This window comes from Streptomyces sp. NBC_00286, assembly GCF_036173125.1.
Classification (GTDB): domain Bacteria; phylum Actinomycetota; class Actinomycetes; order Streptomycetales; family Streptomycetaceae; genus Streptomyces.
In genome coordinates this window covers 593268-615425 of the sequence record NZ_CP108054.1, presented here as the reverse complement: position 1 = coordinate 615425, position 22158 = coordinate 593268, and the positions used below count along the sequence as shown (strand labels likewise).

The 22158-nt window shown below is 71.2% G+C and carries 18 protein-coding genes and 1 pseudogene; 6 read left to right on the top strand and 13 right to left on the bottom strand.

What is annotated here, in order from left to right; all coding sequences use genetic code 11:
• Window positions 1-548: 548 nt before the first annotated feature.
• From OHT21_RS02940 to OHT21_RS02925, 4 genes are all read left to right on the top strand, one after another.
• Window positions 549-1454 (top strand): universal stress protein, encoded by a 906-nt coding sequence (locus tag OHT21_RS02940; protein WP_328766601.1) that lies wholly within the window; start codon window positions 549-551, stop codon window positions 1452-1454.
• Window positions 1455-1633: 179 nt separating this feature from the next.
• A complete protein-coding gene (locus OHT21_RS02935; RefSeq protein WP_328766600.1) occupies window positions 1634-4363 on the top strand; it encodes a bifunctional acetate--CoA ligase family protein/GNAT family N-acetyltransferase in 2730 nt (909 codons plus the stop codon).
• Between the two features lie 12 nt (window positions 4364-4375).
• Complete coding sequence (locus tag OHT21_RS02930; RefSeq protein WP_328766598.1) at window positions 4376-5107, top strand: CBS domain-containing protein; 732 nt, start codon at window positions 4376-4378, stop codon at window positions 5105-5107.
• Between the two features lie 31 nt (window positions 5108-5138).
• Complete coding sequence (locus tag OHT21_RS02925; RefSeq protein WP_328766596.1) at window positions 5139-5648, top strand: flavodoxin domain-containing protein; 510 nt, start codon at window positions 5139-5141, stop codon at window positions 5646-5648.
• A 512-nt stretch (window positions 5649-6160) separates the two neighbouring features.
• Here the strand turns inward: OHT21_RS02925 and OHT21_RS02920 are convergent.
• From OHT21_RS02920 to OHT21_RS02910, 3 genes are all read right to left on the bottom strand, one after another.
• On the bottom strand, window positions 6161-6352 hold the full coding sequence (locus tag OHT21_RS02920) for a hypothetical protein (protein ID WP_328766595.1): 192 nt from the start codon (window positions 6350-6352) through the stop codon (window positions 6161-6163).
• A 303-nt stretch (window positions 6353-6655) separates the two neighbouring features.
• On the bottom strand, window positions 6656-7240 hold the full coding sequence (locus tag OHT21_RS02915; RefSeq protein ID WP_328766594.1) for an Rv1733c family protein: 585 nt from the start codon (window positions 7238-7240) through the stop codon (window positions 6656-6658).
• Window positions 7241-7729: 489 nt separating this feature from the next.
• Window positions 7730-8434: a CBS domain-containing protein gene (locus tag OHT21_RS02910; protein ID WP_328766593.1), complete on the bottom strand. Its 705-nt coding sequence runs from the start codon at window positions 8432-8434 to the stop codon at window positions 7730-7732.
• 253 nt (window positions 8435-8687) lie between these two features.
• Between OHT21_RS02910 and OHT21_RS02905 the strand changes: the two genes are divergently transcribed.
• Window positions 8688-9773 (top strand): alcohol dehydrogenase catalytic domain-containing protein, encoded by a 1086-nt coding sequence (locus OHT21_RS02905; RefSeq protein WP_328766592.1) that lies wholly within the window; start codon window positions 8688-8690, stop codon window positions 9771-9773.
• Between the two features lie 6 nt (window positions 9774-9779).
• Window positions 9780-10466 carry a helix-turn-helix domain-containing protein gene (locus OHT21_RS02900; RefSeq protein ID WP_328766591.1) on the top strand — a complete coding sequence of 229 codons (687 nt, stop codon included), beginning with the start codon at window positions 9780-9782 and terminating at the stop codon, window positions 10464-10466.
• A 580-nt stretch (window positions 10467-11046) separates the two neighbouring features.
• Here OHT21_RS02900 and OHT21_RS02895 read toward each other — a convergent pair.
• From OHT21_RS02895 to OHT21_RS02850, 10 genes and pseudogenes are all read right to left on the bottom strand, one after another.
• Window positions 11047-11415, bottom strand: a pseudogene (locus OHT21_RS02895) (ATP-binding cassette domain-containing protein); the annotation flags it as partial.
• Window positions 11416-11561: 146 nt separating this feature from the next.
• The gene (locus OHT21_RS02890) at window positions 11562-11942 is read right to left on the bottom strand and encodes a hypothetical protein (protein ID WP_328766590.1); all 381 of its coding nucleotides are present in this window, start codon (window positions 11940-11942) and stop codon (window positions 11562-11564) included.
• On the bottom strand, window positions 11939-12604 hold the full coding sequence (locus OHT21_RS02885) for a DUF4389 domain-containing protein (RefSeq protein ID WP_328766589.1): 666 nt from the start codon (window positions 12602-12604) through the stop codon (window positions 11939-11941). The genes OHT21_RS02890 and OHT21_RS02885 overlap by 4 nt, the downstream gene beginning before the upstream one ends.
• A 405-nt stretch (window positions 12605-13009) precedes the next feature.
• On the bottom strand, window positions 13010-13324 hold the full coding sequence (locus tag OHT21_RS02880; RefSeq protein ID WP_328766588.1) for a cupin domain-containing protein: 315 nt from the start codon (window positions 13322-13324) through the stop codon (window positions 13010-13012).
• Window positions 13325-13336: 12 nt separating this feature from the next.
• On the bottom strand, window positions 13337-14182 hold the full coding sequence (locus OHT21_RS02875) for a class I SAM-dependent methyltransferase (RefSeq protein WP_328766587.1): 846 nt from the start codon (window positions 14180-14182) through the stop codon (window positions 13337-13339).
• 252 nt (window positions 14183-14434) lie between these two features.
• Window positions 14435-14983 (bottom strand): vitamin K epoxide reductase family protein, encoded by a 549-nt coding sequence (locus OHT21_RS02870; RefSeq protein WP_328766586.1) that lies wholly within the window; start codon window positions 14981-14983, stop codon window positions 14435-14437.
• Window positions 14984-15066: 83 nt separating this feature from the next.
• A complete protein-coding gene (narI, locus tag OHT21_RS02865; protein ID WP_328766585.1) occupies window positions 15067-15843 on the bottom strand; it encodes a respiratory nitrate reductase subunit gamma in 777 nt (258 codons plus the stop codon).
• Window positions 15840-16688: a nitrate reductase molybdenum cofactor assembly chaperone gene (narJ, locus tag OHT21_RS02860; RefSeq protein WP_328766584.1), complete on the bottom strand. Its 849-nt coding sequence runs from the start codon at window positions 16686-16688 to the stop codon at window positions 15840-15842. Before narJ ends, narI begins: the two co-directional genes overlap by 4 nt.
• Window positions 16685-18208 carry a nitrate reductase subunit beta gene (gene narH, locus OHT21_RS02855; protein ID WP_328766583.1) on the bottom strand — a complete coding sequence of 508 codons (1524 nt, stop codon included), beginning with the start codon at window positions 18206-18208 and terminating at the stop codon, window positions 16685-16687. The genes narJ and narH overlap by 4 nt, the downstream gene beginning before the upstream one ends.
• Window positions 18208-21903, bottom strand: a complete 3696-nt coding sequence (locus OHT21_RS02850; RefSeq protein ID WP_328766582.1) for a nitrate reductase subunit alpha — start codon at window positions 21901-21903, stop codon at window positions 18208-18210. Before OHT21_RS02850 ends, narH begins: the two co-directional genes overlap by 1 nt.
• Window positions 21904-22158 lie beyond the last annotated feature (255 nt).

Below are 22158 nucleotides of genomic sequence, written 5' to 3'. Positions count from 1 at the left end.
CTCGGGAGGCCGCGTCGCCGGATCCATCCTCGGAGGCCCAACAAGGCCTGCGGAAGGGGCCGTTCAGCCCAACGGAAGTCGACCTTCGGCACCCGGCGACGGCCGCCACCCCCGACCAGAGTGGACTGCGCGTGCAATGCGACGACCGACATCCACGACGTCCCGAAGGAATCATGGCCGTGCTCGAGCAGCCTCACCGGAGCTCCGGGTTCCACCGGCCGTTGTTCCGAAAGGGCCGGCCGCGTGCGCCCCAGGACTGATGCGTCGGTGAGCGTCGCCACGGCGTCCGTGCGGGACTACGCCTTCGCGTCCCTCCGCCTGCTGACCGGGTTCGTCGTCCTGTGGGTGTTCCTCGACAAGACCGTCGGCTTCGGCTGTGCGACGCAGTCCGAAAAACCCACGGGGATCCTCCACGCGCGTCCACCGGGCTCGCCGTGCGACCGGCACCCGTGGGGCCGTTCGGCCCGGGCCGGGGACCTGCGGCCCCTGCACCACGCAGCCCCTCGGCACGACGCTGGAATCAGAACCCCAGATCAGGAGGCACAACCATGGTCCGCACCGTTGTCGCAGGCATCGACGGCTCGCCCGAAAGCCGTGCCGCCGCAGAGTGGGCAGCGCGCGAGGCGAAGCTGCGCGGCCTGCCGCTGAAGATCGTCCACGTCTGGGAGCCCGTCTCGGATCCCGTGGCCCAGGCTCCGCTCCTCGGTGCCGAGACCCAGCAGCACTGGACCGAACGTGTTCCCCGCGAGGCCGCCGAGGGGCTCAGGCTGCGCCACCCCGGCCTCGAGGTGAGCGCAGAGCAGCTGACCGGCAGGCCGGCCGAAGCCCTGACCAAGGCAGCCGAGGACGCCGAGTTGCTCGCCCTCGGCTCCCGCGGGCTGAGCGGGATCGGCGGGTTCATGGTCGGCTCCGTCGGCCTCTCCGTCGTCGCGCACGCCGAACGGCCCGTCGTCCTGGTCCGGGCAGGCGAGCAGGCCGCCGACGAGCACGAGGCCGACCCCGTGGGCATCCCGTCGGCGGCCACGCCGTACCGGCCCGTCGTCCTGGGACTGGACTCCGCGGGCCCCGACGACTCCGTGATCGAGTTCGCGTTCGACGCGGCCGCCCGACGCTCTGCCGTCCTGCGGGTCATCAACGGCTGGAGTCTGCCGCCGTACTACGTCTACGGTCTCTCCGCCGACCTGGGGCTGTACGACGAGATCGCCCGGCAGCAGGCCGCCGCCCTGGCCGAGGTCCTGCGTCCGTGGCGCCGGAAGTACCCGGACGTCGAGGTCGTCGAGGAGTCCCGCTCGGGCAGTGCCGCCAACTTCCTGGTGGACGTCTCCAGCGAGGCCTCCCTGGTCGTCGTGGGCCGCCGGATCCGCCGCAACCCGTTCGGCACGCACATCGGACCCGTCACGCACGCCGTCCTGCACCACGCCACCGCACCCGTCGCGGTCGTCGCCCACGACTGACGTATCCCATCGCTCGAAGACGACGAACTGCCCGAGGTCGCGGACTGGGCGTGGAACGCCGGAAACCCGGCCTCCCCTCGAGGGCCGATCGGCCCACGTTCCGGCCCCGGACAGCCCATGCGGCGGCGCCCCGTTCCGCTGGACGCTTTGAGTGTCAAGAGACCTGGAGGAGACCCGCGATGACGGACGACGCACACCGCAGGCCCACGGTTCATGCCCTGCTCGCGGACGGCACCACCGTGTGCATCCGCCCGGTGGAGCGGGCCGACCACGAGCAGCTGCAGGGGTTCTACGAGGAGATGTCCCCGGAGAATCTGCGGCTGCGGTTCTTCGCCGCGAGCCGGCGCTCCGCCGGGCTGGCCGCCGACCGGGCCTGCGCCCCGGAGCATCCCGGCCACCGGGCCCTGCTGGCCGAGACGGCGGGCCGGGTCATCGGCCTCGCCGAGTACGACACCGGCGGCACCGGGGACTCGGCCGACATCTCCATCGCGGTCGCCGACGGACTGCACCACCGGGGTGTCGGCACCCTCCTCGTCGAGCACCTGGTCTCGGCCGCCCGCGCCGAGGGCATCACCACGTTCACGGCCGACGCGTTGAGTGAGAACAACGAGGTGCTGCGTCTCTTCGCGGACCTCGGCCTGCGCACGGCCCGCCGCTTCGAGGGCCCGGAGGTGCGCTGCACCATCGAGCTCGATCAGAGCGACACCTACCTGACGGCCGTGGAGGAACGCGGCCGCGCCGCCGATGTCGTCAGTCTGAAGCCGCTGTTGCGGCCGGAGGTGGTCGCCGTCGTAGGGGCCGGGCGCAAGCCGGGCTCGGTGGGCCGGGCGGTCCTGCATCAGTTGCACGCGGGCGGCTACACCGGGCGGCTGTTCGCGGTGAACCCCGCCGCGCACTCGATCCTCGGCGTGCCGTGCCACCCGTCGGTCAGCGCCCTGCCCAAGACACCCGACCTCGCGGTGCTCGCCGTACCCGCGGCCGCGGTCCCGGACACCGCAGAGGAGTGCGGCAAGGCGGGCGTACGGGCCCTGCTCGTCGTCACCGCCGGCCTGGACGCCGACCAGGCCCGGGCCCTGCTGGCGGCCTGCCGCTCGTACGGCATGCGGCTCGTCGGCCCCAACTGCCTCGGCATCTCCAACACCGACCCGCAGCTGCGTCTCGACGCCACCTTCGCCGCCACGCATCCGCACCCCGGCACCGCGGGCGTCGCCGTGCAGTCCGGCGGTGTCGGCATCGCCGTGCTGGACGGGCTGTCCCGGCTCGGCGTCGGTGTCTCCTCGTTCGTGTCACTGGGCGACAAGTACGACGTCAGCGGCAACGACATGCTGCAGTGGTGGGAGAGCGACGGCCGCACCGAGTTGGCCCTGCTGCACCTGGAGTCGTTCGGCAGCCCGCGTGCCTTCTCCCGCACCGCCCGGCGCGTGACCCGCCGGATGCCGGTGCTGACCGTCGACGCCGGGCGCACCGATGCGGGCCGCCGCGCCGCCGCCTCGCACACCGCGGCCGCCGCCACCCGCACCATGACCCGGGGCGCGCTGTTCACTCAGGCGGGCATCACCGCCACTCACTCGGTGGGCGAACTGCTGGAAGCCGCCGCGCTGTTGCACTCCCAGCCGCTGCCGGCCGGGCCCCGTGTCGCGATCGTCACCAACGCGGGCGGAGTCGGCGTCCTCGCGGCCGACGCCTGCGCCGAGGCCGGGCTCCAGCTCCCGGCGCCCACCCCGGAACTGATCGACGACCTGCTCGCCGTACTGCCGGACGGGGCCGCGGTGGGCAACCCGGTCGATGCCACCGCCGCCGTCACGGAGGAACAGCTCACGGACTGTGTGGACCGGATCATGCGGTACGGCGGTGTCGACGCCGTCCTGGTGGCCCTGGTCCCCACCGCGGTCGCCGCGGCGACCGGCGACGACCTCGTCCGGGCCCTCATCCTCCCCCAGTCTCGAATGAACTCGAGCGGGGGGACCCCCATCCCCGGACCAAGGCCCAAGCCGATCGCCGCGGTACGCCTCGAACAAGCCCTGCCCGTCGAGCTGTTGCCCGCTGCGGACGGCGGCACCGTTCCGTCGTACGCCGAACCCCAGGCCGCGGCACGGGCGTTGGCCCACGCGGCCCAGCGTGCGGCCTGGCTCGCCCGGCCCGCCGGGACCGTCCCCGACCTCGACGGCGTCGAGACCGAGCGGGCCCACGCGGTCGTCGAGGCCTACCTCGACGCGCACCCGGACGGCGGCTGGCTCGACCCGCGCGTGTGCGCCGAGCTCCTCGACTGCTACGGCATCCCGCAGCTGCCGTGGGCCTGGGCCGAGACCGAGGACGACGCCGTCCTGGCCGCCGACCGGCTGCGCGGCGCCGACGGCCGGGTGGTCATGAAGGCCCACTGGCCCGGACTCCTGCACAAGAGCGCACAGCACGCCGTCCACCTCGATCTGCGCGGCGACTCCCAAGTCCGCGCCGCCTACCGGGATTTGGAGACCCGATTCGCCGGCCTGCTGACCGGCGTGGTCGTGCAGCCGCTCGCCGACCGCGGCACCGAGCTGTTCGCCGGCGTCGTCCAGGACCAGGTCTTCGGCCCGCTCGTCCTCTTCGGGCTCGGCGGCACCGCCACCGAAGTCCTGCGCGACCACGCCGCCCGCCTCGCTCCGCTCACCGACCACGACGTCCACGACCTGATCACGGCCCCGCGCTGCGCCCCGCTCCTGTTCGGCGCGCACGGCAGCCGGCCCGTCGACCTGGAAGGCCTCGAACAGCTGCTGCTGCGCCTGTCCCGCATGGCGAGCGACCTCCCGCAGCTCGCCGAGGGCGACTTCAACCCCGTTCTCGCGACACCGGGCGGAGTCACCGTGCTCGACGCACGCGTACGCCTGCTGCCCCGCAGGCCCCACGACCCGTATCTGCGCCGACTCCGCTGAGGAGGAACAGCCATGAAGCACAACAAGATCGGCTCCGTGATGACCACGGAGGTCGTCCGTGCCACGTACGGCACCCCGTTCAAGGAGGTGGCCCGGCTGCTCGGCCGGCACCGCATCAGCGGACTGCCCGTGGTCGATGACGACGAGAAGGTCATCGGCGTCATCTCCGAGACGGACCTGCTGGTACGGCAGGCCGAGATCCCCGACCCGTACGCGCCGAAGAAGCGCTTCCCGTTCGCCCGGCTGACTCAGGAGGGCCGGAAACGGGCCGTCAAGGCCAGGGCCCGCACGGCAGGACAGCTGATGAGCGAGCCGCCCGTCACGATCCATGCCGGCGACAGCATCGTCGAGGCCGCCCGCACCATGGCACAGCACCACATCGAACGGCTGCCCGTCCTCGACGAGGAGCACCGGCTCGTCGGCATCGTCACCCGCCGCGACCTGCTCCAGGTCTTCCTGCGGCCCGACGCGGAGATCCGCAGCGAGGTCATCGACGAGGTACTGATACGGACACTGTGGCTGGCGCCACGCAGCATCGACGTCTCCGTGGTGGAGGGCGTGGTCACGCTCGACGGCCACATGGAACGTAAGAGCGAGACGGAGATCGCCGTCTCCATGACCCGACAGATCGACGGTGTCGTCGCCGTCGTCGACAAGCTCACCCATCGGCTGGACGACGCCCGTCTCCAGCCCGGCGAGCAGGCACTGCACGGTGTCGCCGACGACTGGCTGCGCAAACTGTGAAGTGATGTGAAATGAGAGGAGGCGAACCGTCATGACCGGCAACGTGCTGGTCGCCTACGGGACGACGAACGGATCGACCGCGCAGATCGCCGAGGCCGTGGCCGCGGTGCTGCGCAAGGAGGGTTTCACCAGCGAGGCGCTGCCGGCCGGCTCGGTCGCGCGCGTGACGTCGTACGACGCCGTCGTGGTCGGCGGCGCACTGTACGCCGGACGCTGGCACAAGGACGCCCGCCGGTTTGTGCGCCGACACCACCGCGAGCTGGCCGAACGCCCCGTGTGGCTGTTCAGCAGCGGCCCGCTCGACGCGACAGCCTCGGAGCGGGACATCCCGCCGGTGCCCGGCGTGAAGAAGGCCATGGTCCAGCTCGACGCCAGGGGGCACGTCACCTTCGGCGGCTGCCTGGAGGAGGGCGCGAAGGGGTGGGTCGCCCGGATGATCCTGAAGAACGGAAAGGGCGGCGACTTCCGGAACTTCCCCGAGATCGAGGCATGGGCGACGCGTGTCGCCGAAGAGTTGGTGGGGGCACTGGAGAAGAGCTGAACGCCGAGCTGTCCCGGGCCGGGTTCCCCGGTCCGGGACCCAGCTGACCGCCTCGGTGGTGGGCCAGGCCCTCATCCCGCTGGTGATCGCGGCCGCCGACGGCTTCACCGCCCTCAGCGCTTTGTCCAGCATCGGGGGCGTTCCTGCTGGGCCTGTCGATCCTGCCGTTCTTCTACCTTCTACGACGTCTGGCAGACCGCCAAGTACGGGAAGCCGTTGGCGCTGGGCGTCGCAGTGGTGACCGTCTCTGGCTATGTCTGGTACATACCCGCACTCGTCGGCCTGTGGGCGGGAGCTGACCGCCCTGACTCCCGCCGTACCGCCGCGGTGGCCTGCTTGTGCGGCTGGGTCACGGCCGGGGCCATCGCCGCGCAACTGCTCGTGGCCGAGGCGTGGTGGATGCCGTGTGCCACGGCTGTCGCAGGCGCCGCCGTCACGGCCGGCTTCCGGGCACGCGTGACCGTGCAGCACCGGCGCGAGGTGCGAGAGGCCGCTCGATGGGCGGCGCTGTGTCACCGTCCGCCCCTGATCGGCCCGGACCGCTCCCGGAGCATTTTCGCCGCCCCTTCGGCTCCGGGCTGGTCGCGGGCGTGGCCGCCGCGTCCCTCGTACTGGCCGCCGGGCCCGAGAACGGAGCGGGCCGGCCGGCGGCTGCCGCCGCTCCCGCCGCGGTCGTCCTGTTCCTCACGAGCGCGGTCACGCACACGCGTATGGCCCGCCGTCGTGCCGCGGCGGGCCATACGCGGTCTCTGCGACAGGGAGTGTCGGCTCACTGCGAGAGGACGGAGGCACGAGCCAGTCGGCAGGACACCGTTGTCCGCTGTTCGGGGTGGGGCGGATCTTGTTCTTGTAGTAGGGCTGCGGTGCTCCAGGCCATCCTGGTCGGCAGCCGGAGCGCGTGGGTGAGCGTGCCGTAGCGGAACTCGCTGTGGTGCTTCTCGGCCTCCGCCGCCGGGTCGTGCCCGCCAGGGCCGGTCAGCCCTCTGTCATGGCCAACCGGTTGTGGCTCAGGTGGTCTTGCGAATCCACTGCGGTCCGACCTGGTCCCACTCCCGGCCCCACTGGTCGATGCGCCGCCGGTCCAGCCGCCCTCGTGCGATGCGACCGACCGCGTACGTCACGCCGCCGACCCCGAGTGCGGCTGCGGTGGCCGCGTAGCCCGCGAACACGGTGGCCTGGGCGGCAGTCGCCGGCTCCGACGTGAGTTGCCCCCGACTGTCCATCCAGACCCGGACCTTCGAACCGGTCTTGTGCCCGGTGTCCACCTTGGCCTTACCGATGTGTGTGGAGCCGTCCGCGGCGGTCCAGCGGACCTTGGCGCGGACCTGCTGGCGGCTGGGTCCCGCCTCCGTCACGAAGACTGCCGGGGTGTTCTCAAGGAGCACCGCCGGGACGGAGTGCCGCCCGGCGCGCTGCTGTGCGAAGGACTCGGCGACGGCGTGCCCCGCGACCAGGCCGGCGAGCGTGCCGCCCAGCGCGATGCCCGTCCACACGGCCAGCACGATCCATGCCTCGACGGCGTCGTCGCGTCGTCGCAGGGGATTGCTCCGCCACCGCCACAGCCTCTGCTTCGTACGAGTGTCCCTGCGCATCGGTCCGCACCTCCTCATGGGCACTGTCAGGTCATCGGCCCTGTGAGAACGGTGGCATTCGGGGATGGCACGACACATGGGCCTGCCAGGCAGCGTGCATGGGGCCGTTTGGGGGCCAACTGATATTCCGTGATGGGCCGTTCAGCCCTACCGAGCACGGTCCAACCCATGACGATCTGCGGTGAGGTAGCGGGGGAGACACGGCATCACCGTTCGAAAAGCCATGACTGGGATGGGCGGAAGGGGCGCTTGGCCCCCTTGAGGTGCCGTTTGGGCGCGGCTGCCGACCGCCCGGCCGGACGCGGATGACGAGGCTGTCGTTCCGCTCGCTTGGGCGCGCCGCGTGTGTGGAGCAGGCCCCGGTGCCACCCATGGCTTGGCCGGGCAAGCTCCTGCGCCTTGTGTCCTCCTGCTGGGAGTGCAGCATTCGGCGATGTCCTTGGATGCGGCCCGGCGCCCGTCGGGCCCCGTGCCGCGTCCCGCCCGCCTTCAGGGTGAGAGCTGGGCGCGACGCGGGGAGCCGGCGTCCGCGGCCGGGCTGCCGGTGTCGTCGACCTTGAAGTCCAGGTGCTCGGAGACGTCGACCACCCCGTCCACACTTCTGCACAGCCGCAAGGCGACCGGAATGACGCTCTTGCGTTCGACGGTGCCGCGCAGGGTGACCCGTCCTTCGACGACATGCACGGTCACAGCGGTGGGCGGGATGCCCAGCGTGCGCATCAGCACGTCCCCGGTGATCTCTTCGCGGACGGTACGGTCGCCGCGCAGGAACACCCGCAGCAGGTCGGCGCGGCTGACCACGCCGATCAGCCGACCGGACTCGTCCACCACCGGCAGTCGCTTGACCCGGCTCCGTTCCATCGCCTGGGCGGCCTCGACCACCGTCCACTCGGGGCGGGCGACGACGGCCGGGCTGGTCATGAGCCCTTCCGCCGTGGTCGCGTCCGCCTTGGTGCGCTCGCCGGATTCTGGGCGCAGGGAAGGCAGGAGCCCGGCCGGATCGAGCCGGCTCGCCTCCTTGCGCAAGAGGTCCGCCTCGGAGATCACTCCGAGGGGCCTGTCGGTGTCGTCCACGACCGGAACGGCCGTGATGCCGTGCGCCGCGAGCAGTTTGGCGATCTCCGTGAAGGTCGCGTCCTGCCGCACGTTCACGACGTCCGTCGTCATCAGCTCGCTCACGATGCGGTGCCGCATGGCTGCTGCCTCCTTCGGCGTTGCCCCTCTCCACTTTCCGGCAGCTCGGGCGGATCTCGTAGGGGCCCGTGGGCCACGCCTGAGGCCGCCCGGCCCTGCTCGGCCCGGCAACGTGGGCCGAACGGCCCATGCGGGCGGCTTCTGTCCCGGTCAGGATGGAGTTGAGGAACCGTTCCGGCCGAGAGAGGTCATCCTGCGGCACTCCCGCCCTGATGGGAAGCCGCGGCTGGACGAGCAGGAAAGAGGGATCGTCATGAAGGCACTCGTCTTTCGCGGCCCCGGACAGTCGGTATGGGAGGACGTCCCGGACCCTGGGATCGAGGAGGCGACCGACGCGATCATCCGTGTCGACGCCGTCACCATCTGCGGTACGGACCTGCACATCCTCAAGGGAGACGTACCAGAGGTACGCCCCGGCACGGTCCTCGGCCATGAGGCCGTCGGCGAGGTGGTCGAGGTCGGCGGTGACGTACGCACGGTCCGCCCCGGTGACCGGGTGCTGGTCTCGTGCATCACGGCGTGCGGCCGCTGCCGCTTCTGCAAGGAGAGCGCGTACGGGCAGTGCCGGGGCGGCGGAGGCTGGATCCTCGGCCATCTGATCAACGGCACGCAGGCCGAGTACGTCCGTGTGCCCCACGCGGACCTGTCCGTGCATCCGCTGCCCGGCGCGCTGGACGGCAAGGACGCCGTGCTGCTGGCCGACATCTTCCCGACGGCGTACGAGGTGGGCGTGCTCAACGGGAGCGTACGGCCCGGAGACACGGTCGTCGTGGTCGGAGCGGGGCCTGTCGGGCTCGCTGCGATCGCCACGGCACAGCTCTACACCCCGCAGCGGATTGTCGCCGTGGACCCTGCCCCGGCCCGGTTGGAGGCGGCCAAACAACTCGGCGCGGACGCCGTGGCCGCCGCCGCAGGCGAAGACGCCGAAGAGCTGGTCGCCGACCTCACCGAGGGACTCGGCGCCGATGTGGCGATCGAGGCGGTAGGGGTGCCGGAGAGCTTCGAGATGTGCACGCGCATGGTGCGCCCCGGCGGGCATGTGGCCAACGTCGGCGTGCACGGCAAACCCGCCACTCTGCACCTCGAGAACCTGTGGATCAAGAACGTGACGATCACCACCGGGCTGGTCGACACATCCTCCACGCCCACCCTGCTGCGCATGATGGCTGCCGGCCGCCTGCCCGCATCGTCCCTGGTCACGCACACCTTCCCCCTGAACCAGATGGAGGAGGCCTACGACGTCTTCGCCCAGGCCGCCGTCACCGGAGCGCTCAAGGTCGTCCTCGGCGGGCAGCCCCACGACACCGTGGCCGTCAAGGCGACCAGCCAAGGGAAGTGAACGACCATGTCCGACCGGACACCCTCGACCGGCGCGACCACACGGCCGCCGTCCCCGCACAGCGACATCGGCAGGCGCATCGAGCACCGACGCGATGAACTGGGCCTCACCCTGGAAGAAACGGCCGAACGAGCGGGCACCGCGCCCGGATACATCCAGTACCTGGAGCAACAGCCCACCGCCGCGCCGGGCATCGGCCTCCTCATCAGGCTCGCCGACGCACTGGAGACCACGGTCGCGGCCCTGCGCGGAGGCGACGCCGATCTGCCGCCCGGAATCGGCCGGGCGGCCCTCCACCCCCAGTGGAACGAGCTGACCACCGAGGAATGCCGGGCACGGCTGTCGACGCACGGCGTGGGACGCCTGGCGGTGTCCACGCCCGAGGGCCCGGTCATCGTCCCCGTCAACTACAGCGTGATCGACGGCGCGGTCGTCTTCCGCACCGCGCCCCACACGACGCCTGCGGCGGCCGCAGGAACCCAGGTCGCCTTCGAGGTCGACCGCATCGACGACGCGCTCAGCCAGGGCTGGAGCGTGCTGGTCCGTGGACCCGCCCGGGAAGTGACGGACCCCGATGCCATACGCCGGCTGGAGGAGCTGGCGTACAGCGCTCCATGGGCGGGCGGTGAGCGCAACCTATGGGTGCGCATCGATCCTGTGGCTATCACCGGGCGTGAGATCACGGTGCGTTGAGTCCATGGCCGGCGGACCGCCGGCTGACAGCGGACTCCACCGGGACGAGGACGGACGCAGCCGCGATGGTCGGCCGCAGAGCCCGGGGTCAGGCCGGCAGAGCAAGGTCGCGGCGGCGGAGCGACACCGTGCCCATCACGGCGAGGACAACTGAGACCGCGACCAGAGCCGTGAGGGGAGTCGCGGTGACGTCGGCCGCCGGTGCCTTGGGTATGCGGGTGAACGGCGACAGGTTCTGGGCCCATCGCGGCAGATCCAGGCTCGGGCCGAACAACGGACCGAGTAGGACGGATCCCAGGAGCACTGTCCAGGACACCGGGCCGGCCCACCGCGGCAGCAGTCCGGTGGCCGCGATCACGACGCCGCCGATGTCCATGAACCCGGGCAGTTGTACCAGCGCCGCTCCGGTCATTGCGCGCAGCTGAGCGGGGGTGTCGCCCAGCCCCTGTCCGGCGGCCAGCCCCATGCCCACCGCGAAGACCAGGAGGAGCGCGACCGCCCCGAGCCATGTGTTCAGCAGGTGGCTCATCGCCCACCGCAGCCTGCTCACCGCGGCGGCGAGGACGGGTTCCAGCGGGCCTTCGGACAGAGCGGCGCGGCGCGCCGGATCCAGGCCGCCACGCAGGGTGCCCAGCAGGTCGATCACCTCACCGCCGGTGAGGTTGGGCCAGAGATTGACCTCGCCGGGCACGTACGCCAGACGGCGGTGCAGCGCCACGGCGTCCGCCCACGGGGCACCGCCCAGCACGCTCACGGCCCCGCCGTCTCGGCGCAGCAGCCCGAGCAGGATCCGGATGGTGGTCGTCTTCCCGGCGCCGTTCGGCCCCAGAAAGCCGTGCACTTAGCCCGTGCCGACGGTGAGGTCGAGGCGGTCGAGGGCCCTGGTCGGGCCGAACTCCTTGATCAGGCCGGACACCGCAATCGCCGTGGACACGTTCCTTCCCCTCATCACGTATGCCGCACGTCGGACCGGGAACGGCGGACGGTCGGCCACTCGCGGCCGCCGTGCGCTCTGCAGACGTACGTTTCTGACGATGCCGCGTCCCTGGTGGAGGACGTCGGTAGTACCGCATGACCTGGGCGGGCGGCAGTGGTTCAGTACAGGGAGCCGGGCCAGCTGGATGCCAGCGCGACGAGGACGCCCGCGTCGAGCAGCACGCCGACGCTGAGCCACGGGTCGAACCAGATCGCCTTGAGGGCAAGCCCGCTTGCGGCCGCCACCAAAGCGGCCGTCGGCCACCACTCGCTTCCCGCGAGCACCCCGGCGCCGGCGACGACGTACACGAGGGCCGTGTACCAGGCGAGCGCCAGCGCCGCGGCCCTGGCCGGCGCGGTGGAGACATGGGCAGCGGCCAGCGCCCACGAGTGCCCGCGATCGAACGGGGCCGGCTTGTCGGGCTGCTCCGGCGTCGTCCAGACGCCCAGGTGGAGCAGTCCATGCACGATCAGGAACGCCCCCACGAGTGCGGTGATCACGACAGGTCCTCCGCATCGCTTGGTTCGGTGCCGCCCATGTCGAGCCGGAACGGCGGATAGTTGTCCGTCATCAGGGCGGCATAGGCGGCGACCCGTAGCACCCAGCGGTTGAGGCCGAGGATCAGGTCGAACAGGCTCCGCGGGTACTTCTCGGTGAAGGCCATGATCACGGCGGCGATCACCGCCAGGACGGCGACGAGACCGCCGTCCCACCAGCCGAGGTGCCAGCCGCCGAGGAAGAAGCCGACGACGATGTAGTGCGGGATGGCCAGTAGCCACCACTTGACCAGCACCAGTCCGCGGGAGAGGTGCTCGGGGTAGGCGATGTCCAGCCGCGCCGGGTAGCCGGGCTCCTCACCCAGGCTGAACGGTGGATATCGGTCGGTGCCCAACGCGCCGTACGAGTAGTACGCGACCCGCCAGCTCCAGCGCAGCACACCCAGGTTGAAGTCGAACAGGGCGCGCGGATAGCGCTCGGTGAACAGGATGCTGAAGAACGCGATCACGCTCACCACGGTGAACGCGATCCAGAGGAAGAACAGCACCACGTAGTGGGGGATGACCAGGATCCACTTCACCAGCCACAGCCACCGGGACAGCGGCATGTCGAGCACCGCGTTCACCCGGACCGGGCGGGCCGGTATTCCCGCCGGGGTTGTCATGGCGATCAACTCCTTCGACCCCCGGCGGGTGCCCGCCGGGTCGGGTCTACTGCCAGCGTGGCCACCGGCCGGGAACGGTCACGAGGGCCGTGCGGGTCCGTCCGGGGGACCATTGGTCCCGGCCGCACGCATCAGCCGGTGTTCAGCGGACGAGGACGTGTCGCCGGTTGCGGGAAACCCGAGAGTCGGTCGATGCGGTCCCGCAAGGCCGTGCCGCATCGAGTTCGCCATGGTGTTGCGGCAGAGCCCACAGGGCCGTAGTACCGGGGCCGTTCGGCCATGTTGTGGAATCGAGGGGTCCGAGGCCGCCGAAGCGTCGCGGGGCCCGAGTCGCCGGTAACCAGGCTGATCGTGCGGGGAGCGCCTTGGCCGTCGCAACGGCCTGATCCCCGTGGCCGCGGCCGGTCAGGCGGGCAGCATCGTGAGCAGCATGAGGGTGGGCTCGGTGGCGCGCACGGTGTGCGGCAGCCGTGCCGGGAGGTGGATCCAACTCCCCGGCTGTGCCTCGGTCTTCTCGTCGCCGAGGACGAGCTCCAGGTGGCCCTGGACGACCTGGATGACCACGGGCAGGGCCGAGGTGTGCTCGGTCAGTTCCTGGCCGGCGGCGAACGCGAAGCCGACCACACGCAGCCGGTCGTCGCGGTACAGGACGCGGCTGAGGGTGCCGTCCTCGGGTAGCGGCAGTTCGGCGGCCAGGTTACTGATCACGGTGGCGGGCATGTGGGTGTCTCCTCAAGCCTTGGACGGGGTGGGGACGGCGAGCAGGCTGATCGCGCCCAGGTGGGCGCGGTGGCGTCGGAAGACGCGGCGCATGTGCAGCACACGGCGCAGGGCGGCCGGGTCTCGCAGCGCCCGGCCGGCGATGCGCAGCGCGGGGACCATCCCTTCGTCGGCGACGAGCCGGCGCGGTTCGAGCAGCGCCATCGGTGCCGTCTTGTGCGCGGTGACGGTGAAGCCCTCGTCGGCGAGGAGTTCGGTCCAGTCGGTGGGCGTCAGGGGGCGGGCGCCGACGTGGATGGCCTCGCGCAGGTCTGCGGTGATCCGTTCGGCGAGGGCAGGGTCCAAGTCGTCGGGCAGCAGGCACAGTTCGTGGATGGCGTACCGGCCGGTGGAGTCGTCGAGGAGGCGGTGGGCCTCTCGTACGATGCGCCGCTTGGCGGGTTCGGGCTGCATCGTCAGCATCGCCTCCCCGTATACGACGCTGGCGTCGCCGTCCGGCAGCCGGGTGTCCGCGGCGTCCGACCGTACGGCACGCATCTCGGTCGGGCCGGGCGCGGCGAGGGCGCTCAGCGCGGCCACGGCGGTCGGGTCGCGGTCGACGGCGGTGTAGGCGGCCGGGTGGCGGGCGAGGGTCAGCCGGGCGGTGGCCCCGAGGCCGGCGGCCAACTCCACCACCCGGTCCTCCGGATCCACACCCAGGGCGTCCAGCATCCACCGGGTCAGCTCCAGACCGCCGGGGCGCAGCACCCGCTTGCCCAGGCGGGCCAGCAGCCAGTGGCCGGGCATACGAGCGGCGTCCAGTCCGTCGCCGGGAACGGGGAAGTTGTCCCGCAGGGCCGAAGGTTCTGTCGATGCCATGTTCGTGCCTCGCTCTCTGCCTGCATCGGTACCACTTAGGCGAACCTAATCCGGGGTGATGGGCGGGCGCGGGGGCCGAACGTCCCGATTGAAGGGCCCAGTGGGGCACGTCCGCGCCGGTTGCGCGATTCGCGCATGGGCACCGCATGGAAAACCCATTTCAGTACGGCTCCGAGCACGGCTGGCGTGCGACGTCGGCCATGCGCGCCGTGCATCGAACTGCGGCCGGGTCCCGGCACAAGGACTGGTTGCCTACGGCAGGCTGCTCCAGTACGGCCAGAAGCGGGTGAGGACGAGCATCGCGATCACCCCGTACCAGGCGCCGAGCAGCATCCAGTGCGTGTCCCGGAGGACGTACAGCACACCCCGGGGAACGGGGACGATTCCCCGTTCCAGGCAGTGCAAAGTGACATACCAGAACAGGGCGATGGTCACGATCCAGATGGCGGCGCAGTACGGGCAGAGCTTGTTGAGCTCGTACAGCGACTCCCCGATCAGCCAGTGGACGAACGCCACCGCCACCAGCGCCCCGCCGTCCAGCGCGAGCCACAGCCGCCGGTGCAGGCGCGCTCCGGAGAGCACGGCGATGCCCAGCGCGGTCACGGCGGCGAAGGCGCCGAGGCCGAGCAGCATGTTGGGGAAGCCGAACAGGCTGCCCTGCGGGCTGGACATCACGCTGCCGCAGCTCACGACGGGGCTGATGTTGCAGGGCGGTTGGTAGGCGGGGTCGCGGAGCAGCCGCCAGTCGTCCACGGTGAGCTGGAAGGAGGCGAGCCAGCCGACGGTTCCGGTGAGGGTCATCACCCATCCCGTTCGGCGGCTCGCTCCCACTCCCTCTGTGTGCCGGGTGGTCGTGGCGTCCGGTGCGAGCGCGGGCTCGGGACTCATGCGGCTCGCCGCGAGCCGGAGCCGGAGGCCGGCCGGGTCCGGCCCGCGGTCGTCGGGACTGCAGCCGGTGTGGCCCGCCGCCGGTAGACCAGGTACGGCCGGGCCAGGTAGCCGATCGGGGCGCTCCACACGTGGACCAGGCGCGTGAACGGCCAGGCTGCGAAGAGCAGGAAGGCGGTCAGGGCGTGGAGCTGGAAGAGCAGCGGGGCTCCGGCGATGGCCTCCGGTTGTGGCTGGAGGACGAACAGGCCGCGGAACCATACGGAGACGGTGGAGCGGTAGTCGTAGCCGGCGCCGAAGACGTTGTGCGCGGCGGTGGCGGTGATGCCGAGCAGGACGGTGGCGGACAGCAGCGGGAAGAGGAGTTTGTCGCTGCGGTCGGTGCCCCGGCGGATCTGGCGGTTCAGCAGCCGGCGGGCGCAGAGCATGCCGAGCCCGGCGACCATGGCGATGCCCGCAACGGAGCCTGCCCACACGGCAGTTGTGTGGTAGGCGTGCTCGCTGATGCCGGCGGCCTCGGTCCAGGAGTCGGGTATGGCGAGTCCCACGACATGCCCGGCGATCACCATGAAGGCGCCCAGGTGGAACAGCGGGCTGCCCCAGCGCAGCCAGCGGTGTTCGAGGAGCTGGCTGGTGCGGGAGGTCCAGCCGAACTGGTCCTGCCGGTAGCGCCATACGTGCCCGACGGCGAACACGGCGAGGCAGATGTAGGGGACGGCGACCCACAGGAGCAGATCGGCGCCGCTCACCGAGGCGGAGAGCGAGGTGTTCATCGGGGTCCTTCCGTACGGCTGGTCGGGGCGGGCGGCGGCACGCGGGTCGGCGGGGCGGGCATCGGCGGCACGAAGGTGCCCGGCGGGGCGAACACCCCGTCCCCGTACGTCCCATAGGGGTCGAGGCCGACTTCCTCGTTCGGCGGGCCCTCGGCGACCAGCTGGGCCACCGCCGCGCGGTCCGCCTCGGTGGGCGGTGGCAGCAGGGTGAGCAGCGCGGCCAGGACGTGCCGGTACGCGGAGTCGGCGTCGGCCAGGGCGCGGTGGATCAGCTCAAGACCGCGGCGGTGCTGGCGCAGCGGTGCCTCGCCGCCGCCGGGGCCCGCCAGTGCGGCGAACTCGAGGACGACTGGGAGGTGGTCGGGCAGTTCGCCGCCGTCGGTGTCCCAACCCGCGGCCCGGAAGCGCTGGTTGAGGGTGAGCAGGGCCATGCCGCGGCGGCGGGTGTCGCCGTGCAGGTAGTAGGTGAGGTAGAGGCTGCTCTTGCGGCGCAGGTCGAACGTCTCGACGTAGTGGCGTTCCAGTGCCTCCGGTTCCTGGTCGGCGAACCAGGTGGTGAAGGCGGCCAGGTGCTCGGCGGCGGGCGAGGGCGGCAGTGCCTCGATGGTCGTGGTCAACTCATGGCGGGAGGCGGTGAGTTCGGTGTCCGGGTACTGCAGGAGCAGTGAGCACAGGCGCAGGAGCAGTGCCCGGTCCTGGATCTCCTCCGGCGTGAGCAGGGTCGGACGTCCCGAGCGGGCCGCGCGACCCGGGCGGCGCACGGCGGCCCGGACACGGGAGCGGATGACGGCGGGAACCGTCGAGGGCTGGGGGCACCCCCGGACGAAGTTTGGGGGAGGGCTCACGAACGGCCTCCAGCGGTGCTGCGGCGCAGGGTGGGGATGCCGAGCATCACCTTGCGGTCGGACGGTTCATCTGCGGACTCCACCGGGCAGCGGTTCTCCATCGCGGTCAGCGCGGCGGCGTCCTCCTTGTGCGCGGCGGGAACGACGTACCGGTCCTGGTACTTGGCGATGGCGAGCAGGCGGTGCAGGTCCTCCGCCTCGCGGGCGGTGAGCCCGACGGCCTTGAGCGCTGCCTCGTCGCCGTCCTCACCGAGGGTGCGTTCGCGCATGTACGAGCGCAGGGCGGTGAGCTTCATCAGCACCCCGGCGACCACGTCCGCGTCTCCGGCGGTGAACAGTTCCGCCAGGTACTCCAGCGGGATCCGCAGCCGGGTGACGGCGGCGAAGACATGGTCGGGGTCGTCCTGGTTGCCACCTGCCGCGCCCACGGCGTCCAGGACGGGGGAGAGCGGGGGCACGTACCAGACCATCGGTAGCGTCCGATACTCCGGGTGCAGCGGCAGCGCGACCTTGTAGCGCATGACCAGGTCGTACACGGGGGAGCGGCGGGCCGCGTCCAGCCAGTCCTCGGGGATGCCCGACTCCCTTGCCGCCGCGATGACTTCGGGGTCGTGCGGATCGAGGACGACACCGCGCTGGGCGTCGAGCAGGTCCTGCTCGTCGGGGGTGGCGGCGGCCTCGCCGACGCGGTCGGCGTCGTACAGCAGCAGGCCCAGGTAGCGCAGGCGGCCGACGCAGGTCTCGGAGCAGACGGTGGGCTGCCCGGCCTCGATGCGGGGGAAGCAGAACGTGCACTTCTCCGCCTTGCCGGTGGCGTGGTTGACGTACACCTTCTTGTACGGGCAGGCCGTCACGCACATTCGCCAGCCCCGGCAACGATCCTGATCGACGAGCACGATGCCGTCCTCGACCCGCTTGTACATCGCACCCGACGGACAGGCCGACACGCAGGCCGGGTTGAGGCAGTGCTCGCACAGACGGGGCAGGTGGAAAAGGAAGGTCTGCTCGAACTCGAACTTGACCTTCTCCGCCCACTCGCCGGTCAGGTTCGGGTCGCCGCCGGCGTTCTCGGGGGCACCGCCGAGGCCGTCCTCCCAGTTGGCGCCCCAGGTGATGGCGGTGGGCTTGCCGGTGAGGACGGAGCGCGGGCGGGCGACGGGGATGTCCTTGCCGGCCGGGGCGTTGACGAGGTTGTCGTAGTCGTAGGTGACCGGCTCGTAGTAGTCCTCGATGGACGGCAGGTCGGGGTTGGAGAAGAGGGACAGGAGCCGTTTGATCCGGCCGCCGGAGCGCAAGACGAGGCGTCCGCGCTTGTCGAGCATCCAGCCGCCCTTCCAGTGTTCCTGGTCCTCGTAGCGGCGGGGGTAGCCGACGCCGGGCTTGGTCTCGACGTTGTTGAACCAGGCGTACTCGACGCCGGTGCGGTTGGTCCACGTCTGCTTGCAGGTAACCGAGCAGGTGTGGCAGCCGATGCACTTGTCGAGGTTCATGACCATCGCGATCTGAGCCATCACGCGCATCAGTAATCGACCTCCTGGGAGCGCCTGCGAATCACGGTGACCTCGTCGCGCTGGTTGCCGGTCGGGCCGTAGTAGTTGAAGGCGTAGGTGAACTGGGCGTAGCCGCCCGCGAGATGGGTGGGCTTGAGCAGGAGGCGGGTCAGGGAGTTGTGGATGCCGCCGCGTTTGCCGCTGACCTCGGTCTTGGGGACGTTCACGTTGCGGTCCTGGGCGTGGTACATGTACACGGTTCCCTCGGGCATGCGGTGGGTGACCACGGCCCGGGCGGCGACGACGCCGTTGCGGTTGTACGCCTCGATCCACTCGTTGTCCTTGACGCCGATCTTCTCGGCGTCGGCGGTGGACATCCAGATCACCGGGCCGCCGCGGGACAGGTCGAGCATGTACTTGTTGTCCTGGTAGTTCGAGTGGATGGACCACTTGGAGTGCGGGGTCAGGTACCGGACGGTGACTTCGGCGCGGTCGCCGCCGAGCTGCTCGTTCCCGTAGTGCCGGGGTGTGTTCAACGGGGGCCGGTAGACGGGGAGTTGCTCGCCCATCTCGCTGATCCAGTCGTGCTGGACGAAGAAGTGCTGGCGGCCGGTGAGGGTGTGCCAGGGCTTCTTGTGCTCGGTGTTGATGACGAAGGGGGAGTAGCGGCGGCCTCCGGTTTCGCTGCCGGACCATTCGTACGACGTCATCACCGAGCGCGGCTGAGTGCGGGTGTCGGCGAAGGTGATCCGCTCCGCCTCCCGTTCGGAGGCGAGCTCCACCAGGCCCTCGCTGCCGGTCTGCCGCTCCAGCTCCCGGAAGCCCTCGGTGGCCAGGCGTCCGTTGGTGGTGCCGGACAGGGCGAGGATCGCCTCGCACATGTGGCTCGCGGTGGCGAGCGAGGGGCGTCCGGCGGCGATGCCGTCCCTGACGGTGCCGTTGCGGCGCCGGAGGTCGTCGATCTCCTGGTTCGGGTGGACGGTGACGCCCTTGGTGGTGGTGCCCAGGGTGTCAAGGAGCGGGCCGACGGCGCGCATCTTCTGCGCGGTCGCGGCGTAGTCCCGTTCGATGACGACCAGCTTCGGCATGGTGCGGCCGGGGATCGGCTCGCACTCGCCGGTCTTCCAGTCGCGCACCACGCCGCCGGGCTGGGCGAGTTCGTCCGGGGTGTCGTGCAGCAGCGGCACCGCGAGGACGTCCGTGCGCTTGCCGAGGTGCTCGGCGGCCAGCTCGCTGAACCGGTCCGCGATCGTCAGGAACGTGTCGTAGTCGGTGCGGGCCTGCCAGGGCGGGGCGATGGCCGGGGTGAAGGCGTGCACGAAGGGGTGCATGTCGGTGCTGGACAGGTCGTCCTTCTCGTACCAGGTGGCGGCCGGCAGGACGACGTCGGAGAGCAGGCTGGTGGAGGTCATCCGGAAGTCCATCGTGACCAGCAGATCGAGCTTGCCCTCGGGGGCCTCCTCCCGCCACACCACGTCCTTCGGGCGAGCCTCGGGCGGGGTCTCCTCGGAGCGGACCGCCGCATCCGTGCCCAGCAGATGGCGCAGGAAGTACTCGTTGCCCTTGCCGGAGGAACCGAGCAGGTTGGCCCGCCAGACGGTCAGTACGCGGGGGAAGTTGGCCGGGTCGTCGGGATCCTCGACGGCGAACCGCAGCCGTCCGGACTTCAGCTCGTCCACGATGTGCTCGGCGACCGGGCGGCCCGCGGCGGCCGCCTCGTCGGTCAGGTCGAGCGGGTTGCGGTTGAAGCCGGGGTGACCGGGAGACCAGCCCAGCCGCACGGCCTGCGCCAGGCAGCCGGCGAAACCCTTGCCCTTGAACCGGCCGTCACCGAGCGGGGACGCCAGCTCGTCGGGCCCGAAGGCCTCGTAGCGCCACTGGTCGGAGTTCAGGTACCAGTACGAGGTGCCCGCCATGTGCCGGGTGGGCCGCTGCCAGTCGAAGGCGAACGACAGGTGCTGCTGCCCGGTGACCGGGCGGACCTTCTCCTGGCCGACGTAGTGCGCCCAGCCGCCGCCGTTCACGCCCTGGCAGCCGGTCATCGTCGTCAGCGCCAGGAACGCCCGGTAGATGGTGTCCGAGTGGAACCAGTGGTTGGTGCCCGCACCCAGCGCGATCATGGAGCGGCCGTTCGTGCGCTCGGCGTTGCGGGCGAACTCCCGGGCGATACGGGCCGCCTGCTCGGCCGGGACCGAGGTGATGGTCTCCTGCCAGGCCGGCGTGTAGGGCTGCGACGCGTCCTCGTACGAGGCCGGCCAGTTGCCCGGCAGACCCGGCCGCTTGACCCCGTACTGGGCGAGCATCAGGTCGAAGACCGTGGTCACGAGCCGTCCGCCGATCCGGCGGACCGGAACGCCCCGGACCATGACCGAACCGCCCTCGGTGCCGCCCTCGTCGAACCGGGGCAGCGCGATCTCGGCGGTGTCCTCGGCGCGGTCGATGAGGCTCAACTCCGGTATGACATCGCCCAGTTCGAGATTCCAGCGGCCTCGCCCGGCTTCCCCCCACCGGAAGCCGAGCGAGCCGCCGGGGACCACCGGTTCGCCGGTGGCCCCGTCCAGGAGGACTGTCTTGAACTCGGCATGTTCGTCCTCATGGCCGAGTTCGGCGGCGGTCAGGAACCCGTCGGGGACGAGTCCGCGCTCGTGCTCGCGCAGGGTCACCAGGAACGGGGCGTCGGTGAACTTGCGCAGGTAGTCCTGGAAGTACGGCACTTCGCGGTCGACGAGGAACTCGCGCAGGATGACGTGGCCCATGGCCATCGCCAGCGCCCCGTCCGTGCCCGGGTGCGGGGCGAGCCATTCGTCGGCGTGCTTGACGTTGTCCGCGTAGTCGGGGCTGACCGCGACGACCTTGGTGCCGTTGTAACGGGTCTCGGTCAGGAAGTGCGCGTCGGGCGTGCGGGTGACCGGGATGTTGGAGCCCCACATGATCAGGTAGCCCGCGTTCCACCAGTCCGCCGCCTCGGGGACGTCGGTCTGGTCGCCGAAGACCTGCGGGGAGGCGATCGGCAGGTCCGCGTACCAGTCGTAGAAGGACAGCAGCGTGCCGCCGATCAGCGACATGAAGCGGGCGCCGGCCGCGAAGGACGCCATCGACATCGCCGGGATCGGGGAGAAGCCGGCGACGCGGTCGGGGCCGTACGCCTTGATGGTGTGCACCTGGGCGGCGGCGATCAGCTCGCTCACCTCGTCCCAGTCCGCGCGCACCAGGCCGCCCTTGCCGCGGGCCCGCTTGTAGGCGCGGGCCTTCGCCGGGTCGGACGTGATCTCGGCCCAGGCCGCCACCGGGTCACCCAGCCGCTTCCGGGCCTCGCGCCACAGCTTCAGCAACGTGCCCCGCACATACGGGTAGCGGACCCGGCTGGGCGAGTACGTGTACCAGGAGAACGACGCCCCGCGCGGGCAGCCGCGCGGCTCGTACTCGGGGCAGTCCGTGCCGATGGACGGGTAGTCGGTGGCCTGGTGCTCCCAGGTGATGATGCCGTCCTTGACGTACACCATCCACGAGCAGGAACCGGTGCAGTTCACCCCGTGCGTGGAGCGCACCACCTTGTCGTGCGACCAGCGGTCCCGGTAGAAGCCCTCCCACTTGCCGTCGTTCTCGCCGAACACGGCGCGTCCGTCGGCCGACACCTCACGGCGGGTGAGCAGCCGCCGGGCGGCCAGCGGCCAGCCTTCACCGGCGCGCGACTCCTGGCGTCGTGCGTTCTGATCGTTCTCCATGGCCCGGAACGCTATGTGTCGCGCGCCGCGTCGCGCCTGGGTCCGGCGGTCCCTGCCGGGCGACCTTCCGGCCCCCTCTGAGCGGTCGTGATAGGGCCCAATGGCCCTGGTGGTGGGGTCCGGTCGGCCGGGGAGCCGGGTGAGGCCGGCGTTGCATGCTGGGCACTGATCGAACCGCAGATGCCCAACTGACTGTACGACCGCATTCCGTGCCTGCCGGGCGGCCAATTCCCCCGTCCCTGGCTGCCGCAGGTG

Excerpts from the sequence above, each read along its gene's own strand:
- OHT21_RS02885 (WP_328766589.1), bottom strand. The coding sequence starts at position 12,604 with ATGACAACCCCGGCGGGAATACCGGCCCGCCCGGTCCGGGTGAACGCG.
- OHT21_RS02875 (WP_328766587.1), bottom strand. The coding sequence starts at position 14,182 with ATGGCATCGACAGAACCTTCGGCCCTGCGGGACAACTTCCCCGTTCCC.
- OHT21_RS02870 (WP_328766586.1), bottom strand. The coding sequence starts at position 14,983 with ATGACCCTCACCGGAACCGTCGGCTGGCTCGCCTCCTTCCAGCTCACC.
- OHT21_RS02915 (WP_328766594.1), bottom strand. The coding sequence starts at position 7,240 with ATGCGCAGGGACACTCGTACGAAGCAGAGGCTGTGGCGGTGGCGGAGC.
- OHT21_RS02905 (WP_328766592.1), top strand. The coding sequence starts at position 8,688 with ATGAAGGCACTCGTCTTTCGCGGCCCCGGACAGTCGGTATGGGAGGAC.
- OHT21_RS02925 (WP_328766596.1), top strand. The coding sequence starts at position 5,139 with ATGACCGGCAACGTGCTGGTCGCCTACGGGACGACGAACGGATCGACC.
- OHT21_RS02850 (WP_328766582.1), bottom strand. The coding sequence starts at position 21,903 with ATGGAGAACGATCAGAACGCACGACGCCAGGAGTCGCGCGCCGGTGAA.
- OHT21_RS02930 (WP_328766598.1), top strand. The coding sequence starts at position 4,376 with ATGAAGCACAACAAGATCGGCTCCGTGATGACCACGGAGGTCGTCCGT.
- narI (WP_328766585.1), bottom strand. The coding sequence starts at position 15,843 with ATGAACACCTCGCTCTCCGCCTCGGTGAGCGGCGCCGATCTGCTCCTG.
- OHT21_RS02910 (WP_328766593.1), bottom strand. The coding sequence starts at position 8,434 with ATGCGGCACCGCATCGTGAGCGAGCTGATGACGACGGACGTCGTGAAC.
- OHT21_RS02900 (WP_328766591.1), top strand. The coding sequence starts at position 9,780 with ATGTCCGACCGGACACCCTCGACCGGCGCGACCACACGGCCGCCGTCC.
- OHT21_RS02935 (WP_328766600.1), top strand. The coding sequence starts at position 1,634 with ATGACGGACGACGCACACCGCAGGCCCACGGTTCATGCCCTGCTCGCG.
- OHT21_RS02880 (WP_328766588.1), bottom strand. The coding sequence starts at position 13,324 with ATGCCCGCCACCGTGATCAGTAACCTGGCCGCCGAACTGCCGCTACCC.
- narH (WP_328766583.1), bottom strand. The coding sequence starts at position 18,208 with ATGCGCGTGATGGCTCAGATCGCGATGGTCATGAACCTCGACAAGTGC.
- OHT21_RS02940 (WP_328766601.1), top strand. The coding sequence starts at position 549 with ATGGTCCGCACCGTTGTCGCAGGCATCGACGGCTCGCCCGAAAGCCGT.